This is a genomic window from Priestia sp. ST2 (assembly GCF_055810735.1).
Genome location: NZ_JBVVNT010000002.1, coordinates 136,921 through 150,214 on the forward strand (window position 1 = coordinate 136,921; position 13,294 = coordinate 150,214).

Consider the following 13,294-nt stretch of genomic DNA (forward strand, 5'->3'; position numbering starts at 1 on the left):
CCGGCCTTTTTTATTATTTGAACAGCTGAGAAACAATTTCGTACGAACGAAGGCGAGCTTTGTGATCGTAAATTTGAGCGTTAATCATCAGTTCATCTGCTTCTGTTTCTTCAATAAACTGTTCCAGCTTGACTTTAATCGTCTCAGGACTTCCGACAATAGAAGAGCCCAGCTGCTGTTGAAGAGAAGCTTTTTCAAAGTCAGTCCATAGTTCATCCATATTATCCACAGGAGCTTTTAGTTTACCCGGTGTGTTTCGAATTAAATTTAGAAACTGCTGCTGCATAGAAGTAGCCAAACGTTCAGCTTCTCTATCTGTATCAGCAGCGATTACGTTTACACCTAACATTGCATATGGTTTGTCTAACACGTCGGACGGCTTAAAATAACGGCGATACATGTTAAGAGCTGTCATTGTATTATTAGGTGAGAAGTGACTTGCAAATGAAAATGGCAAGCCTAGCTGTGCAGAAAGCTGTGCGCTAAAACCGCTTGAGCCAAGCAGCCAAATCGGAATATTTAAACCTTGACCGGGAACAGCTTTAACGCGCATCTGACTTTCTGAAGCCGGTTTAAAGTATTCTTGCAGTTCAGCCAGCTGTTCTGGGAAGTCACTGCCGTCGCTTCTGCGGTCGCGTCGCAGAGCTTGTGCTGTCAGCTGATCTGTCCCTGGGGCTCTTCCTAAGCCTAAATCAATACGTCCTGGAAATAGTGATTCAAGCGTGCCAAAATGCTCAGCAATAACAAGCGGAGAATGGTTAGGAAGCATAATACCTCCAGAGCCTACGCGAATGCGTGACGTGCCTGCAGCTACATGACCAATTACAACGGATGTAGCGGAGCTTGCGATACCTGTCATATTATGATGTTCAGCTAGCCAGTAGCGGTTATACCCCCATTTTTCAGCGTGCTGAGCTAAATCTAATGTATTTCTAAGTGAGTCAGATACAGTTCCTCCTTCAACTACAGGAGAAAGATCCAATACGGAAATCGGAATATCTTTTAATGCTTTACTCATCAATTTCATCTTCTTTCTTTAAAGACTTCATAGGCCTTGTTATTTCAATGGAATACAAGTATTTTAACAATAATCTTTCGAGTTCCAAAATATTTTGCTTCGGTTATTTCCCTTTACGTTATTGTTCTTTATTTACACAAGCTTTTGAGAAACAAAAAGCTTGTACGGTATAAGGCAGAAGCCGCCTCTTTCTATAAAAAGCTGTCATATTTTATAGTAGAAGGGAGGATGAATATGGTTACTTTAAATGAACTAAAAAGCAAGCAGTACGATATGATATACAGTTTAGGCTATAACTGTTTTCCAGGGATATACATGAAAAAATATTCTTTGCGAAAACAAGCCGGCGTGATTGATTGGTGTATTAGCATTTCTCTTTCTCACGTCAATCAGCTGTTGAAAAATCGCTGTAAAGACTTATTTGTATATGAACACTTAACCTATATCAGTTCTTTCGGAGATGGTTCCACGCTTAGACTGCGTGATAAGGTGTATCAAATTGATTCTGCTCATGATTTTCCGTCGTCTATTAATACGGATACTAACTGGTTTTCATATAATGAAGTCAAAGAAAAATATGAACGGAGAACGGAGCGATTTTTAACGTCGATGGAGACCAGTTCTTGTATATTGTTTATTCGCATGGGCGGAACGTATGAAGAAGCGAAAGAATTAGAGCATATTTTAAAGGGAATGGTCAAAAACGATTTCTATATACTGCTGCTGACAAACAGTGAAAAAAAACTTTTGTCAGAAGCTAATTGGGACTTGTCTTATACATGTGTCTTACATGCACCTATTTTTTCAATGGACGTGCTGCGCGATGATACAGTATGGGAAGAGCTCTTAAGCGGGCTTGTTATAAAATAAAAGAAACTCTTTTTGTTTAATACGGGAATGAAAAAGCTCGTTTTTTTCATAGACTTTGTTATATCTGTGTATCAAAGGAGATGAAAAGATGGAGTCCAATGTGCGGAAGGCAATAAAAGAAATTGTATGGCTGCTGCTAGAACAAGACCAGCGCTGGAATGAGTATCTAGTACAGCTGGAGGATTTGAAAATACAAGTGGATTTGAATAGTTCCGCATATGAAGTTCTGAGAAAGATGACAGGGAATTACGAAGTGCTGCTTGAACATATGGATCTCATTCAGCAGTTTGAAAATCATTCTAAAAGTGAAACAGCGCTGAATGACTTAGTTACCATCGTTATGAAGCATTACTCATTAAAAAATTCATAAGCCTGCTTTGTGCAGGTTTATGGAGTTTAAGCTCTCAATGGAATTCGGTAGAGATAATCGTTTATAATAAGTACATATGGTGATGAAAGGGTGATCGATATGGAAGAAAAACAAGAAATTGTACCCGTTCGTACAGAGGAAACAGCCAAATATTATTCGGAAGAAAAATTTTGGGACAAGCTTAAAAAGTTTGGTAAAAAAGCGGGAGCAAACGTTGTTTATGCCGTATTGCTTTTATACTACACGCTACAAAAACCTGATATTCCCCCAAAAGCAAAAGCAGTCATTATAGGAGCGTTAGGTTATTTTATTCTTCCTTTAGATTTAATTCCGGACTTTGCAGCAGGAGTTGGATTTACAGATGATTTAGGAGCTCTCGGGCTTGCATTGATTCAAGTTGCCATGTACATTGATGAAGGTGTTAAACTGAAAGCAAAAGAAAAAATTAAAGCGTGGTTTTCAGAAGAACACAATTTTTCCATTATTGATGCTAAAATAAAGTAACGTTATGATCGAAATGTAATTATTAAATAAAGTGAGCAAAAGAAGGTGATAGATGAATCATCTTCTTTTTAAGCGATAATATATAGGTCTTTATGACTACTTTAATCCGTTTTGTGTAAAAAAAACAGGATTAAAATATTTTTTTCATTAAAATTTTAAGCAATGTAATTGAATAATTGCCCTACAAATGTTAAGTTAAAACATGTTCATAAATTCGTCACAGAAAGCAGTATACAAATAAGTAAGATTGTTTGTAAAAACTTTGTGAAATTATGGAACTTTTTAACTGAGAGTTTCAAACTCTTAGAGATTCTTCCTCATCAATCAGAAGTCGCTTTCTTTCGTTCCAAGATTAAGCATCTTTCATTTGAAGGTGTTTTTTTTCAGCTTAAGTAAGCCAACAACATGATTGTATGACAAGTTTTTGCTAAGGTTGTAGAGTTACTGTATTGTATGACAAGTTTTGTGTGATTTGATTTAACTAAATGAACAGCTTCGAAGTAAATAAATGATTGCAGAAAAACAAAGTCCATGCGTTTTCATGAACCATTATACGTTACTTCATATTTGTAGAGATGTTTAGCAAAAAGGGAGATGAATGGCCTGACGTAAACAATATCCATAGACAAGCCTTAGAAGATAATTATCTTTCTAAGAAAGCAAATTTATATGATTGATTCTAATCTAAACAATGGAGTGTTCAAAAATGGAAATTAGTCAAATCTTTATTATTTTAACCCCAATCTTTTTCGTTATTTTGCTAGGTTATTTAGCAGGGTACTTTAAAAAGTTTGATGCAACAACATCTAAAGGGTTAAATACGCTTGTAACAAAATTTGCGTTACCTGCACATCTATTCGTTGGTATTACAACAACATCAAAACAAACGCTTATTGAAAAATGGCCGTTTTTACTAGCATTAGTTCTTGGTATTATTGGATTTTATGTTCTTTTCTTACTTGTGGCAAAATATGTATTCAAATACTCACTAACAGGCGCGTCTATGTTCTCTTTAAACTCTACGCAGCCAACGTTTGCGTTTATGGGTATTCCCGTATTAGGTAGCTTGTTTGGCGCGGATGTAGTAGCAATTCCAATCGCCATTACTGGTATCGTAGTAAATGCGATGCTTGATCCTTTAGCAACTATTATTGGTACGGTTGGACAACGCGAAAGAAGTGAAGGGGATTCAGAAGAAAGCTTATTTAAAGTAACCATTAAATCAATCTTACACGGTCTTTCTGAGCCGTTAGCTTGTGTTCCGTTAATCGCAGTAGTATTAGTATTATGTGGATTCCAATCTCCAGATTTATTATCAAGCAGTTTAAATCAAATTGGCTCAATTACATCAGGTGCGGCTCTATTCGCAGTTGGGGTAACAATTGGTATTCGTAAAATTCAATTTAGCCCATCGGCATTTGGTATTGCAATTTTGAAAGTGGCTATTCAGCCGCTTGTAATGTTAGGAATTGCAACAGCAATGGGTCTATCATCAGCTGATATCGTAAAATTAGTATTATTAGTAGCGTTCCCAGGTTCAGCTGTAGCAGCGATGATTTCAGTTCGCTTTGACAGCCTAGCTGGTGAAACAGCTTCAGCATTCGTACTTAGTGCCATTATGTCACTTGTTACATTACCATTGTTAATTTCTTGGTTAATGTAATCACATGCATGGATATAGAACAAAAAAGGCTTTGCTATTTTAGCAAAGTCTTTTTTTGTGTATCTATACTTAAAAAAGCTTTAAAAATTCTTGAGCGATTTTGGGAAGATAACTGTCGGTACGCCACGTAACTAAAGGCTCAATTACAAATGGATTATCTTCTATGTTTAAAATTTTAATACGTTCTAGTGAAAAAGAGGAAAGCATTGAATAAGGAACAATGGCAGCACCAAGGCCACGACATACTAAATTAAGAAGCATCGCTGAGTCATGGCATTCGCATAAAATATTAGGTGTTATATCCATCTTTTTAAATTCCTTCACAATGCGATTATATATGCTTATTTCCCGGTTTGAGCGAAGAAGAATAAGAGGGAGAGAAGCAATTTCGACGACTGAAATCTTTTCTGTTGCATAACCACTTTCTTTAGGAACAGCTACAACAAAAACATCTGGTGCAAGTGTTTTTGTTTTGACATGTTTATAAGGTAAGTCAGTAGTAGTGACTGCTACATCGATTTTTCCTTCTGTTAATAATTCGTTTAAGTGAGCTGGTTCGTTTTCATAGATGTTAAAGGTGCTGTTTGGGTACTGTTTTTGAATAATAGTTAGCTTATCGAGAACCGTTGATGCACAGTAGATTGTGCATCCAATTTCAAGTTTTTCATTTGTTACGTTTTTACATTCCTGTACTTCCAATACTGATTTTTCGACCCTTTGCACAATTTCTTTCGCTCGTTTTAAAAAAAGCTCTCCTTCTACCGTTAACAATAAGCGCTTGTTATTATTTCGTTCAAAAAGCAAAAGCCCTAGCTCATTTTCGAGCTGTTTTAGCTGCCTGCTTAAAGGAGGCTGAGCCATATGCAGGCGCTTTGCTGCTTTGGTCACATTTAATTCTTCAGCTATGACAATAAAATAATGCAGCTGTCTTAATTCCACTGTATTCAACTCCATACTTTAAAGGTATTATTATATATTTTATCAATATTTTAATTGTATGGAAAATGAGTGTAAAGTTAAATGTGTAACCAAAGCAGAGAGGAGGAAGAGAAATGAAAATAGCTGTAGGAATCACAGGAGCCACGGGAGCTATTCTAGGTATTCGAATTTTAGAGCTTTTGAAGAAGTCTTCTGTTGAAACGCATTTAGTCATGTCGACTTGGGCTCATGCCACAATTAAGTTAGAAACACCGTATAGCGTTCAGCAAGTAGAAGCACTAGCAGATTATTGTTATTCATATCAAGACCAAGCAGCGAAAATTTCGAGCGGTTCTTTTCGTATAGATGGAATGATTGTTAGTCCTTGCAGTATGAAAACATTAGCATCTATTCGAATGGGACTAGCAGATAACTTAATAGCGAGAACGGCAGATGTGATGTTAAAAGAAAGAAAGCCACTAGTGCTACTTCCTCGAGAAACGCCTTTGAATACGATTCATTTAGAAAACATGCTGGATCTTTCAAAAATGGGTGCTATCCTTGTGCCTCCTATGCCGGCATTTTATAACAAACCTGAGACGATTGATGATCTTGTCACCCATATTGCTGTTCGAACGTTAGATCAATTAGGGATTGAGTGTCCTGAGGCAAAAAGATGGAATGGAATTAAACATTTATCACAAGGAGGAAAATAAACATGGCTTATAAAGACTTTAGAGATTTCCTTAATACGCTACATAAAGAAGGGCAGCTACTGAAGATTACAGATGAAGTGCAGCCTGATCCAGATTTAGGTTCAGCAGGTCAAGCCATCAGTAATTTAGGAGACCAAACGCCGGGATTATTATTTACCAATATTTATGGGTACAACAACGCAAAGGTAGCCCTAAACGTAATGGGTTCCTGGTCAAATCACGCGTTAATGATGGGAATGCCTAAATCAACTCCTGTAAAAGAACAGTTCTTTGAGTTTGCTCGGAGATATGAAAAATTTCCTGTCAAAGTAAAAAGAGAAGAAACGGCGCCATTTCATGAGTGTGAAATTAAAGATGATATTAACTTATTCGACCTTTTGCCGTTGTTTCGCTTGAATCAAGGAGACGGAGGCTACTATCTAGATAAAGCGTGCGTTATTTCTCGTGATCAGCATGATAAGGAGAACTTTGGCAAGCAAAACGTAGGTATATATCGTATGCAGGTCAAAGGGAAAGACCGTCTAGGCATTCAACCTGTGCCACAGCATGATATTGCCATTCACTTGAAACAAGCCGAAGAAAAAGGTGAAAACCTCCCTGTATCAATTGCTTTAGGATGTGAACCTGCGATTGTCACAGCAGCCGCTACGCCGCTTCATTACGATCAATCAGAGTATGAAATGGCAGGAGCTATTCAAGGTGAGCCATACAGAATTGTGAAGTCTCAGCTTTCTGATTTAGATGTACCTTGGGGAGCAGAAGTGATTTTAGAGGGAGAAATTTTAGCTGGTGAACGTGAATATGAAGGTCCTTTTGGCGAATTTACAGGTCATTACTCCGGCGGCAGAAGCATGCCTGTTATCAAAATCAATCGTGTATACCATCGCAAAGATCCTATTTTTGAAAGTTTATATATCGGTATGCCTTGGACAGAAACAGATTATTTAATTGGAATTAATACAAGCGTTCCTTTATATCAGCAGCTAAAAGAAGCATATCCTGAAGAGATTGAAGCTGTGAATGCGATGTATACTCATGGTCTCGTTGCTATCATTTCAACGAAAAGCCGATACGGAGGATTTGCTAAGGCGGTTGGTATGAGGGCATTGACTACGCCGCATGGATTAGGATATTGCAAGCTAGTTATTTTAGTAGACGAAGATGTGGATCCGTTTAATTTACCGCAAGTCATGTGGGCGCTATCGACAAAAATGCACCCAAAACACGATGTTATAACAGTGCCTAATCTTTCAGTTCTGCCACTTGATCCAGGGTCTGAGCCGGCTGGTATTACAGATAAAATGATTTTGGATGCTACAACACCGGTTGCACCGGAAACAAGAGGCCACTATTCTCAGCCTTTAGATACACCACTTGAAACTGAGAAATGGGAAAAAATCTTAACGAATATGATGCAAAAATAAACAAGGAGGAATCGACATGCATACTTGTCCAAGATGTGAAGCCAAACAAGCGAACTTAGTATCTAAATCACCAGTTGAAGGAGCCTGGGAGATTTACTTATGCAGCGTGTGTTTGTTTACCTGGCGTTCTTCTGAACCTGAGACCATCACCAATCCTGAAAAATACCCTCGACCATTTAAAGTCAATCCAAAAGACGTACCGCTGGCAACGCACGTGCCTCCTGTGCCCCCCCGATCTTAATCAGCAAAGGTGGTAAGTAAAATGAATAAAGCAGAGCTGCCAAGAGCCGTGCGGGTATTTTTAAATGGAAAAGATCTAGAAAGGAAGCAGCATGATGCGATGTTGCTATCTACAGTGACATCCGAGGGTTTTCCTCATGTAGCCATGATTAGCGCAGGAGAGCTGGTAGCTATTAGCTCTTCACGCGTCAAGCTATTAGTATGGAAAGATACAACATCTTCAACAAACATGATACAGAATCATAAGGCAACCGTTACATTAGTTGTTGAAGGAAAAGCTTATTACATTAAATTTTCCCTAAAAAAAGAAGCTCCTGTGTCATCAGGCTATGAGCTATTTACGGGAGAAGTAGCCGCTGTTAAAGAAGATTACGCAAAATATGCAGTTTTAACATCAGGAATTCAATTTCAGCTTCATGATTCCAAAGAGGTACTGAGCCGCTGGAAACAGTCAATTGAGGCTGTTCTTTCTACCGAAAAAACCGATTCTTAAAAATAAGAATCGGTTTTTTAGCTGTAGTGAAATTTTTTTAAATAGCATGCTAGCTGAACTTTTAATAGGTGTTCACTGTTTGTAAATGATATGTTCATTTTTTCTTCAATTTTTTTCAACCGCTGATAGAGTGTATTAACATGAATATGAAGCTGCTTAGCTGTAAGTGAAGCAGAGCGGTTATTATCGAAATACGCTTCTAGCGTTTGCTCTAAAGGTTCGTCGTTTAAATGATTGTTCTTAAGAGGGAGAAATACTTCATCAATAAAGGTTTTGACTTCTTCTTTTGATTGATTAATAAATAGCCGGTTAATTCCTATTTCCTCATACAACATGCATCCATCTTGCTGCTGAGACAGAAGGTAAGAGATAGCTTTTTCAGCTTCACTATAACTTTTTCCTATTTGAGTAAAATGAGAATACCGACTTCCAATCCCTGTTTTTACATGACATTCATTGTAGTAACGCCATTTTGAGAGTAAATCCTCTAATTGATTGATAATAGCATGATGTTTTTCATAAGGATCAAGCGTAAATACAATGGTTACTTTGGTGTCGAATCCGTATACGACCGGTGCTTTTGAGCTGAAAACAGATTTGGTGTCAGATACAAGGCGATGTAGGTGTAAGTTTAAGAGCTGCAGGTCCGCTTGTGAACGAATGGTAATGAGAGCGACTAGAATATGCTTTTTTGTATCAATGTTTAGCTCAGCTGCTTTTTGATACAGCAAAGTGGTGTCATAACACGATAAGTATTCACTAAATAATTCATGTGTTCGCTTGTAAAATAAATCAACTAACGTTTGTTTTTTCAGCATTTCTAATGCAATAACAGAGCTGCTTTGTTCGAGTGCCACTTGATCTAGAGAGGAAAGATTTCCTTGATTTGCCTGCATAATAAGTAACCCTAAGAGCGTGTCAATGCCGTGTATGGGGTGAATATAAACACTGTGTGCTTCATTGTGTGCCTCAATAGTATAAAAACAAGGCTTTGTATGTGAAAGAAAATGTGTGTGAAATTCAGCTGTTTTTGTGTCTATATCAAAGAATTTCAAGAAGCCATAGGTCTTATTATCAACAAAATCTACAATGGTGACAGGGGATGTAAGCATTCGGCGCAATTCGGTAAGTATTGGTTCAATTCCTTTACTTTGAAGTGAAACATTCATGAAGGTGCGATGAATTTGATCCCGGCGTATTAAAAGTTCATTTTGTTTTTTTACATCTTCAAAAAGCGCTGAGTTTAAGAGAGCAATCGATACTTGATCGGAAAAGCTTTCTAACAATTCTTTATCCTCTTCATTTAAAAGGGGGGTTGTACCATTTTGATAAATAATGAGTACGCATACCGTCTGTTCTTCCATACAAATGGGGACAGAAATAATAGATTGAATGTTTGTAAACGTATAGGACTGATTAAGATAATGAATATTATCGTCAGTCATAGTAGAAGAATCGCGTAATATATCTTTTAAGTTCGTATACATATAGCTTTTATTATGCTGAAATGTCTTTCCGATAATTCCTTCGCCAACTTTCATTTTCATGTTTTGAATTTCATTGTTTGGCCCTCCGGACCAGGCGCGAGGCAAAAGAAATTGAGTGGAAGAATCAAACATCCACAGCACGCCCATATCCGCAACAGAAATAACTGAAAGAGCATTTTCAAGAATTCTTGTTAATAGATAATCTGAGTCTTGTAAAAGTGAAATTTCCTTAATGCTTTTCATAAGCACGTTTAAAATGTGCTCATGCCGCTCCAGCTTTTTTTGCAGCACATAAGGAGAAAAGGTAGCCGATAGCTGTTTTATTTGTGAGGGTGTCCAGTCATGCTTAGCAAATATGCGAACAACAAACGCATAGCGATTTGGAAAGGACAAGTAAATTTCCTCGAACTCTTCATATGCCATATGCTTTTGAAAGGAATCACTGCCGTTATGTAGGCTAGTGGGAGGAGGGTAAGTCAGGGATGAACATGAAGAACTGGAAAAAATCACGTTAAAATTTGCAGAATCAATACTTGTCCAAATTTGATAAGGACTATTTTTGATAATAGATGTAAGATAACCTTTCATATTAGCTAATAAATCACTCATGTTAACAACCCCTTATAGACTACTTAATGTAAAAAAATACATAGTTATAGTTCTTATTATATAGAAATACACATTGAAAAAATAGTCAGAATTTTTTAATATTTATATAACGAATTGATTTGTTACAAAACATTACATTAAATGGAATAAAAAGGAGATGAGTGCATTTATGTTAGTAAGGTCGAACTGGAAATACGTCATTTTATTTTTATTATTTTTAGGCTGGTCGCTTGGAAACTTAGATCGTTTTATTATTAATTACGCTATTTTAGATATTTCGAAAGATCTACATCTGAATGCTTCTTCTACAGGCATCATCTTAAGCAGCTTTTTTGCAGGATACGCACTGATGCAAATACCTGGGGGGTGGCTAGCAGACCGCTTTGGATTTAAAAAAGTCATTACAATCGCCGTTTTTTTATGGTCTTTGTTTACGGTTTTTACCGGAATGGCCTGGTCTTTTGCTTCTATTATTATCATTCGCTTTTTATTTGGTTTAGGGGAAGGAAGTTATTTTCCATCTGCATCAAAAGGAATCGCAGGGTGGTTTCCTCAGCAAGAACGCAGTAGAGCCATGTCCTTTTTGTTATCGTCAGGTACGATTATGGGCGTGGTTACACCAATTCTAGCGACGCAGCTGATGCAAACGATAAGCTGGAGAAGTATCTTTTATATCATAGGAGCCATCGGACTCGTTATTACAGTTCTGTTTGTTTTTTTACTGAAAGAAAAGCAGCAGAGAGAAAAAACAGAGACTTCTGCTATTCCTGCTAAGCAGATGACATTAAAAGAAATTATCAAAACTCCGATGATTTGGAATTTATTTATTGCATACTTCAGTATCTACGCCATTAACTGGGGGCTCATGTCGTGGATGCCTACATATTTAGCCGAAGTAAGACATCTGAATTTAACGGACATCGGTTTTCTTTCCGCTATCCCAGCATTTGTAGGCATTATAGGAATGTTTGTTAGCGGCTTTGTTTTAGACAAGCTTCCGGACGGAAAAGACAAGACGATAGCGGCGGTGTTTGGTTTACTGATGGGTATTTTTCTTTGCTTTATGGCCATTTCACCTAGCGTAGGCATGTTTATCGTTTTTCAAAGTGCCGTCACCTTACTGTTTTCGTTTAATGTGATTTTAATCGCTTCAGCTCCTTTAAAAATGCTGCCTGAATCAGTGGTCGGTTCAGCAAATGGTTTTATTAATACAGGGGCTCAAGCAGCCGGCGTATTAACCCCGATGCTTATTGGTTTTTTAGTACAGTCGTTTGGCGGGTCGTATAATGCAGCGTTTGCTTTATTAATTATCTGCGCTCTTGTCTGTGCTATTTCGTTATTTTCGATTCGACCTGCAAAAGTGGTAGTGGACGCACAAAATGCTGTTAAATAATGAGGAAAAAGGAGAGTGTCTCATGGATATTATTAAAGAAGTCGAACAACTTATTGAAAAAAAGCGAAACGAGCTAACTCAAATCAGTGATCAAATATGGGAATATGCAGAAACGAGGTTTGAAGAGTATAAGTCGGCACAGCTAATTTGCGACATGTTAGAAAAAGAAGAGTTTACGCTTCGTACACATATCGCTAACCTTGAAACAGGTTTTATTGGAAGTTACGGGAACGGTTATCCGATCATCGCTATTCTCGGTGAATACGATGCGCTTACGGGGCTGAGTCAAAAAGATAAGTGCGCAGTAGCAGATCCGGTCAAAAAAAACGGAAATGGCCATGGGTGTGGACATAACCTACTTGGCGTAGGCTCACTAGCAGCTGCGCTTGCTGTCAAAGAATATTTAAAAGAAAAAAATGTTCCGGGGACCGTTCGATACTATGGATGTCCAGCCGAAGAAAGTGGTTACGGAAAGACGTATATGGTACGAGAAGGAATTTTTCACGATGTAGACGTCGCGTTGTCATGGCATCCCGCTACCGTTAATGGTGTTATGCATACGTCATCAAATGCGGTTTTGCAAGCAACTTTTAAATTTAAAGGAAGAAGCAGTCATGCAGCTGCTAGTCCTCATCTTGGCAGAAGCGCTTTAGACGCTGTAGAGTTGATGAACATTGGTGTAAATTATATGCGTGAACATATGATTGATGAAGCGCGCGTACACTATGCGATTACAAACAGCGGAGGCATCTCTCCTAATGTTGTTCAAGCAGAAGCGGAAGTCATGTACTTAATTCGTGCTCCGAAGCCATCTCAAGTAAAAGAACTTTTTAAACGCGTTGTGAAAATTGCAAATGGAGCAGCTTTAATGACTGAAACACAAATGGAACAGGAAATTCAAGGAGCCTGTGCTAATCTAATTCCAAATCAAACAATGGAGCAGCTGATGCATAAACAAATGATGCAGATAAATTTGGCTGAGGTGAAACATGAAGAAATAGCTTTTGCCAAAGCTATTTACGAGTCTACATCCGCTGAAGATAAAGAAGCAGCAAAAAAACAAGTGGGTTCACTGCTAGACAAAGCTTTAGCGGATCATCCAGTCTTCAATCAAATTGCTCCTATGTCTAAAAATGTTTCCTTCATGACAGGATCAACTGATGTCGCAGACGTTAGCTGGAATGTTCCAACTGCACAGTGCGTGACCGCAACGTGGGCTTATGCTACGCCGTTTCATACATGGCAAGCTGTTGCTCAAGGGAAAACGGAGTATGCCCACGATGCGATGTTATTGGCTGGAAAAGCCATCGCGGCTACGGCGATTGAAATGATAGAAAATCAAGAGCTGATTAGTCAAGCCAAACAAGAGCTGGAGGATAGACTAGAAGGGGAAAGCTATGAATGTCTTGTGCCTTCCCATATACAGCCGCCTAATTACTCAGAAAGTGAGCAAGAAGACTATAGCGTAGTATAAAAAACGAAGCGGGGAAAAACGTATTTTCGTGTAAGGAAGATCCGAACGATGAATCGTTCGGATTTTTTATTGTTAGGTTGAACACAGGTTTCATTTATCCCGTTTGTTCGTCTTT

13 protein-coding genes are annotated in these 13,294 nt (G+C 38.0%); 10 read left to right on the forward strand and 3 right to left on the reverse strand.

Annotated features, from left to right (window positions below):
- Nucleotides 1-13 precede the first annotated feature (13 nt).
- Nucleotides 14-1,018, reverse strand: a complete 1,005-nt coding sequence (locus AC0KUU_RS07080; protein WP_013083439.1) for an LLM class flavin-dependent oxidoreductase — start codon at nt 1,016-1,018, stop codon at nt 14-16.
- Between the two features lie 234 nt (nt 1,019-1,252).
- On the opposite strand from AC0KUU_RS07080, the gene AC0KUU_RS07085 reads away from it, so the two are divergent.
- The 4 genes from AC0KUU_RS07085 to AC0KUU_RS07100 all read left to right on the forward strand — a co-directional run bounded on the left by AC0KUU_RS07085 (nt 1,253) and on the right by AC0KUU_RS07100 (nt 4,425).
- Nucleotides 1,253-1,888 carry a DUF1796 family putative cysteine peptidase gene (locus AC0KUU_RS07085; RefSeq protein WP_237074977.1) on the forward strand — a complete coding sequence of 212 codons (636 nt, stop codon included), beginning with the start codon at nt 1,253-1,255 and terminating at the stop codon, nt 1,886-1,888.
- An 88-nt stretch (nt 1,889-1,976) separates the two neighbouring features.
- Nucleotides 1,977-2,258, forward strand: coding sequence for a hypothetical protein (locus AC0KUU_RS07090; protein WP_013083437.1), 282 nt, complete (start codon nt 1,977-1,979; stop codon nt 2,256-2,258).
- A 99-nt stretch (nt 2,259-2,357) separates the two neighbouring features.
- Nucleotides 2,358-2,762 (forward strand): YkvA family protein, encoded by a 405-nt coding sequence (locus tag AC0KUU_RS07095; protein ID WP_043982937.1) that lies wholly within the window; start codon nt 2,358-2,360, stop codon nt 2,760-2,762.
- Nucleotides 2,763-3,468: 706 nt separating this feature from the next.
- Nucleotides 3,469-4,425 carry an AEC family transporter gene (locus tag AC0KUU_RS07100; RefSeq protein ID WP_025751675.1) on the forward strand — a complete coding sequence of 319 codons (957 nt, stop codon included), beginning with the start codon at nt 3,469-3,471 and terminating at the stop codon, nt 4,423-4,425.
- 69 nt (nt 4,426-4,494) lie between these two features.
- Here the strand turns inward: AC0KUU_RS07100 and AC0KUU_RS07105 are convergent, their stop codons facing one another.
- Complete coding sequence (locus AC0KUU_RS07105) at nt 4,495-5,364, reverse strand: LysR family transcriptional regulator (protein WP_043982936.1); 870 nt, start codon at nt 5,362-5,364, stop codon at nt 4,495-4,497.
- 113 nt (nt 5,365-5,477) lie between these two features.
- Between AC0KUU_RS07105 and AC0KUU_RS07110 the strand changes: the two genes are divergently transcribed.
- Genes AC0KUU_RS07110 through AC0KUU_RS07125 form a run of 4 tightly spaced genes read left to right on the forward strand, consistent with a single transcriptional unit; the run spans nt 5,478 to nt 8,216 of the window.
- The gene (locus tag AC0KUU_RS07110) at nt 5,478-6,059 is read left to right on the forward strand and encodes a non-oxidative hydroxyarylic acid decarboxylases subunit B (RefSeq protein WP_043982935.1); all 582 of its coding nucleotides are present in this window, start codon (nt 5,478-5,480) and stop codon (nt 6,057-6,059) included.
- A gap of 2 nt (nt 6,060-6,061) precedes the next feature.
- On the forward strand, nt 6,062-7,483 hold the full coding sequence (locus AC0KUU_RS07115; RefSeq protein WP_237074975.1) for a non-oxidative hydroxyarylic acid decarboxylases subunit C: 1,422 nt from the start codon (nt 6,062-6,064) through the stop codon (nt 7,481-7,483).
- 16 nt (nt 7,484-7,499) lie between these two features.
- Nucleotides 7,500-7,724, forward strand: coding sequence for a non-oxidative hydroxyarylic acid decarboxylases subunit D (locus AC0KUU_RS07120; RefSeq protein ID WP_116516046.1), 225 nt, complete (start codon nt 7,500-7,502; stop codon nt 7,722-7,724).
- Nucleotides 7,725-7,745: 21 nt separating this feature from the next.
- Complete coding sequence (locus AC0KUU_RS07125) at nt 7,746-8,216, forward strand: hypothetical protein (protein WP_028408289.1); 471 nt, start codon at nt 7,746-7,748, stop codon at nt 8,214-8,216.
- Between the two features lie 17 nt (nt 8,217-8,233).
- Here the strand turns inward: AC0KUU_RS07125 and AC0KUU_RS07130 are convergent, their stop codons facing one another.
- Nucleotides 8,234-10,312: a helix-turn-helix domain-containing protein gene (locus tag AC0KUU_RS07130; RefSeq protein ID WP_280559732.1), complete on the reverse strand. Its 2,079-nt coding sequence runs from the start codon at nt 10,310-10,312 to the stop codon at nt 8,234-8,236.
- Between the two features lie 169 nt (nt 10,313-10,481).
- Between AC0KUU_RS07130 and AC0KUU_RS07135 the strand changes: the two genes are divergently transcribed.
- Both AC0KUU_RS07135 and AC0KUU_RS07140 read left to right on the forward strand, forming a co-directional pair.
- Complete coding sequence (locus tag AC0KUU_RS07135) at nt 10,482-11,705, forward strand: MFS transporter (RefSeq protein ID WP_322552102.1); 1,224 nt, start codon at nt 10,482-10,484, stop codon at nt 11,703-11,705.
- Between the two features lie 22 nt (nt 11,706-11,727).
- A complete protein-coding gene (locus AC0KUU_RS07140; protein WP_237074973.1) occupies nt 11,728-13,179 on the forward strand; it encodes a M20 family metallopeptidase in 1,452 nt (483 codons plus the stop codon).
- Nucleotides 13,180-13,294: the final 115 nt, after the last annotated feature.

Coding starts and splice junctions, on each gene's coding strand:
- AC0KUU_RS07080 (WP_013083439.1), bottom strand. CDS start 1,018: ATGAGTAAAGCATTAAAAGATATTCCGATTTCCGTATTGGATCTTTCT.
- AC0KUU_RS07085 (WP_237074977.1), top strand. CDS start 1,253: ATGGTTACTTTAAATGAACTAAAAAGCAAGCAGTACGATATGATATAC.
- AC0KUU_RS07090 (WP_013083437.1), top strand. CDS start 1,977: ATGGAGTCCAATGTGCGGAAGGCAATAAAAGAAATTGTATGGCTGCTG.
- AC0KUU_RS07095 (WP_043982937.1), top strand. CDS start 2,358: ATGGAAGAAAAACAAGAAATTGTACCCGTTCGTACAGAGGAAACAGCC.
- AC0KUU_RS07100 (WP_025751675.1), top strand. CDS start 3,469: ATGGAAATTAGTCAAATCTTTATTATTTTAACCCCAATCTTTTTCGTT.
- AC0KUU_RS07110 (WP_043982935.1), top strand. CDS start 5,478: ATGAAAATAGCTGTAGGAATCACAGGAGCCACGGGAGCTATTCTAGGT.
- AC0KUU_RS07115 (WP_237074975.1), top strand. CDS start 6,062: ATGGCTTATAAAGACTTTAGAGATTTCCTTAATACGCTACATAAAGAA.
- AC0KUU_RS07120 (WP_116516046.1), top strand. CDS start 7,500: ATGCATACTTGTCCAAGATGTGAAGCCAAACAAGCGAACTTAGTATCT.
- AC0KUU_RS07125 (WP_028408289.1), top strand. CDS start 7,746: ATGAATAAAGCAGAGCTGCCAAGAGCCGTGCGGGTATTTTTAAATGGA.
- AC0KUU_RS07130 (WP_280559732.1), bottom strand. CDS start 10,312: ATGAGTGATTTATTAGCTAATATGAAAGGTTATCTTACATCTATTATC.
- AC0KUU_RS07135 (WP_322552102.1), top strand. CDS start 10,482: ATGTTAGTAAGGTCGAACTGGAAATACGTCATTTTATTTTTATTATTT.
- AC0KUU_RS07140 (WP_237074973.1), top strand. CDS start 11,728: ATGGATATTATTAAAGAAGTCGAACAACTTATTGAAAAAAAGCGAAAC.